This window comes from Mesorhizobium sp. M4B.F.Ca.ET.017.02.2.1, from assembly GCF_003998955.1.
In the GTDB taxonomy this organism is placed as follows: Bacteria; Pseudomonadota; Alphaproteobacteria; order Rhizobiales; family Rhizobiaceae; genus Mesorhizobium; species Mesorhizobium abyssinicae.
In genome coordinates this window covers 1-3331 of the sequence record NZ_RZOF01000494.1, presented here as the reverse complement: position 1 = coordinate 3331, position 3331 = coordinate 1, and the positions used below count along the sequence as shown (strand labels likewise).

General features: G+C 63.1%; 3 protein-coding genes. 2 read left to right on the top strand and 1 reads right to left on the bottom strand.

Translation table 11 applies throughout. The features are described 5' to 3' along the window. Positions 1 to 109: 109 nt before the first annotated feature. Positions 110 to 1024, bottom strand: coding sequence for a UTP--glucose-1-phosphate uridylyltransferase GalU (gene galU, locus EN738_RS32620; RefSeq protein ID WP_189340465.1), 915 nt, complete (start codon positions 1022 to 1024; stop codon positions 110 to 112). 202 nt (positions 1025 to 1226) lie between these two features. Between galU and EN738_RS32615 the strand changes: the two genes are divergently transcribed. Together EN738_RS32615 and EN738_RS32610 are read left to right on the top strand one after the other, a co-directional pair. Continuing rightward, the gene (locus EN738_RS32615) at positions 1227 to 2450 is read left to right on the top strand and encodes a lytic murein transglycosylase (RefSeq protein WP_127287155.1); all 1224 of its coding nucleotides are present in this window, start codon (positions 1227 to 1229) and stop codon (positions 2448 to 2450) included. Between the two features lie 26 nt (positions 2451 to 2476). Further along, positions 2477 to 3331, top strand: an 855-nt coding sequence (locus EN738_RS32610; RefSeq protein WP_127287154.1) for a DUF459 domain-containing protein, incomplete at its 3' end; no start/stop codon positions are given.

The window sequence follows — 3331 nt, the reverse complement described above, 5'->3', positions numbered from 1 at the left end:
GTGCAGCGCTGAGGGGTCTCACCGTTTCAAAGAAACGGCGAGCCGCTCTATCTCTTTGTTTTGACGCAATTCCGGACGGAAAACCGCTCGCACTTTTCCTGGAATTGCTCTAGAGCGCCGCACCGCGCCGCTCGGACGGCTGCATCTCGTCGAGCAGGGTGCGGATGACGCCGGCCATGCTCTCATTCATGTCTCTGCGCCACAAAGCGAAGGCGACATTGGCCTCGACAAAGCCTTCCGGCGAGCCGCAGTCGAAGGTGCGGCCCTGGTAGTGGTAGCCGTAGAAGGGCTGCTGCTTCTCCAGCTTCAGCATCGCATCGGTGAGCTGGATCTCGTTGCCGGCGCCGCGCTCCTGGCCTTCGAGGATGCCGAAGATCTCCGGCTGCAGGATATAGCGGCCGTTGATGAACAGGTTCGAGGGCGCGGTGCCTGCCTTCGGCTTCTCGACCATGCCGGTGATGCGGAAGCCGTGATGGGTATCCTCGCCGCGGCCGACAATGCCGTATTTATGCGCCTCGGCCGGATCGCACTCCTGCACCGCGATGATGTTGTTGCCGGTCTCGGCATAGAGCTCGACCATGTCCTTCATGCAGCTCTTTTCCGACTGCATGATCATGTCGGGCAACAGCAGCGCGAAGGGCTCGTCACCGACCAGTTCGCGGGCGCACCAGACGGCATGGCCGAGCCCCATCGGCACCTGCTGGCGGGTGAAGCTGGTCTGGCCCGGCGCCGGCTGCAGCCGCTGCAGGCGGGCGAGCTGGTCGTCCTTGCCGCGCTGGGCAAGCGTGTCGTAGAGCTCGAACTGGACGTCGAAATGGTCTTCGATGACCGCCTTGTTGCGGCCGGTGACGAAGATGAAATGCTCGATGCCGGCGTCGCGCGCCTCGTCGACCACATACTGGATGACCGGTCGGTCGACGACGGTCAGCATTTCCTTGGGAATCGCCTTGGTGGCGGGAAGGAACCGCGTACCGAGACCAGCGACCGGGAAGACTGCTTTGCGAACTCTCTTCATGCTGCCAATTATCCGCTTGATTACGCGCTCCGCAATCCCGTTCTGAGACATTTTCGCGCCGGAATCGAGATGTAAGGAACGCCGAGTTTACAAAACTTGCAGTGCGTAAAGCATCGTCGCGTCTTTTCGTTCCCGCCCCCACCTATGGTAAACTAAATACTAACCGGGTTCGGCGATGAATGATCTTCCTGATACGAAAAAGGAGGAACAGATGTCCGTTCGCAGCACCGCAAAGCGCCTTGCAAGCGTCGTGACGGCGGCCAGCCTGTCGCTTGCCCTGCTGATGCCCGCGGGACCTGCTTTCGCCGATGCCGGATTCCGGCAATGGGTTGCCAGCTTCCGCGCCACGGCGGTGCAGAGCGGCGTCTCCGGTGCGATCTACGACCAGGCCTTCAGGAACATCACCGATGTCGATCCGGTCGTGCTGGAAAAGGCCCGCACCCAGCCCGAGTTCACGGCACCCGCCTGGGACTATTTCGACAACCGCGTGCACGACCAGTCGGTCGCCGTCGGCCAGCAGATGGCCAGGAAATGGAAGCCGTGGCTGGACAGGATCGAGGCGCGGTTCGGCGTCGACCGCAACATCCTGCTCGCCATCTGGTCGATGGAATCGAACTATGGCGAGATCCTCAAGCGCAACGACATCATGCGCAATGTCATCCGCTCGCTGGCGACGCTTGGCTATGCCGACCCGCGGCGTTCGAAATTCGCCCGCACCCAGCTGATCGCGGCGCTGAAGATCCTGCAGAGCGGCGACATCGACGAAAGCCATCTCAGCGGCTCGTGGGCCGGCGCCATGGGCCACACCCAGTTCATACCGACCAGCTACCAGCATTATGCCATCGACATGGACGGCAACGGCAAGCGCGACATCTGGAACTCGATCCCCGATGCGCTGGCGACGGCCGCCAATCTGCTGAGGAAGAACGGTTGGCAGGCCGGCAAGACCTGGGGCTACGAGGTCGTCCTGCCGGCCGGCAAGCTTCCCGCCGGCTCGAAGACGCTGGCGCAATGGCAGGCGCTTGGCGTCGTCAGGGCCAACGGCAAGCCGTTCAAGAACGGCTCCGACAAGGCGACGCTGAAAGTGCCCGACGGCCGCGGCGGGCCGGCCTTCCTGATGATCAAGAACTTCTCGGTCATCAAGGCCTACAACAACGCCGACAAATACGCGCTCGCCGTCGGCCTTCTTGCCGACGAGATCGCTGGTGGCAGCGGCCTGGTTCAGGACTGGAAACGGCCCTTCACCAAGCTGAGCTTCGAGGAGCGGCAGGAACTGCAGCAGCGGCTTTCCGAACACGGCTATTATGACGGCAAGTTCGACGGCAAGATCGGCGAGGGATCGAAGGCCGCCATCATGGCCTTCCAGGCGAAGGCCGGCTTGACCCAGGATGGCTATCCGAGCATGGAAGTGCTCAAATGGCTCCGCAAGAAATAGGAACGCCTCAGGGACGGAGGAAGTGATTGGTTTCGGCTGGGCGCATACTGGCGATCGTTCGCCGCACGCCGATCCTGATCCTGGCCCTCGCCGTCCTGGCGGTGGCTGCGGCCAGCGCCTTCCACACGCCCGCCATGGCGCAGGAGGAGCAGAGCCGCGGCTGGTCGCTGCGTGACTTGCTGTTCCCGCGCCGCAGCGAGCGCTTCGAGCCGCCGCTCGACATCCAGAAGGCAAGGCCGAAGGCAAAGACCAGGAAATCCAAGCCGCGCCTGCCGGCAGAGCCACAGACGCCGATCGTCGAGAAGACGCCGGATGCCCGCGCCGTGCTGGTGGTCGGCGATTTCATGGCGAGCGGTCTCGGCGAGGGCCTGGACACCGCCTTCGCCGAAAACGCCGGCGTCAGGATCGCGGTGCGCAGCAACGGTTCTTCCGGCTTCGTGCGCGATGATTTCTACAACTGGCCAGAACAGATCAAAACGCTGATCGAGACCGAGAAACCATCGGTCGTCGTCGTCATGCTCGGCTCCAACGACCGCCAGCAGATGAAGGTCGGCGACGTGCGCGAACAGCCGCGATCCGAGAACTGGACCAAGGAATATGAGCGCCGCACCGATGCGCTCGGCAAGGCCATCGCGGAAGCCAAGGTGCCGTTCCTGTGGGTCGGCATGCCGGCCTTCCGGTTGCCGAAGATGACTTCCGACATGCTGGCCTTCAACGACATCTACCGCTCGGCCGCCGAAAAGCATGGCGGCGAGTTCGTCGATGTCTGGGACGGTTTCGTCGACGAGAACGGCGCTTTCGTCACCACCGGCCCCGACATCAACGGCCAGGCGGTGCGGCTGCGCTCGGACGACGGCATCAATGGCTCCAAGGCCGGCAAG

Excerpts from the sequence above, each read along its gene's own strand:
- EN738_RS32615 (WP_127287155.1), top strand. The coding sequence starts at position 1,227 with ATGTCCGTTCGCAGCACCGCAAAGCGCCTTGCAAGCGTCGTGACGGCG.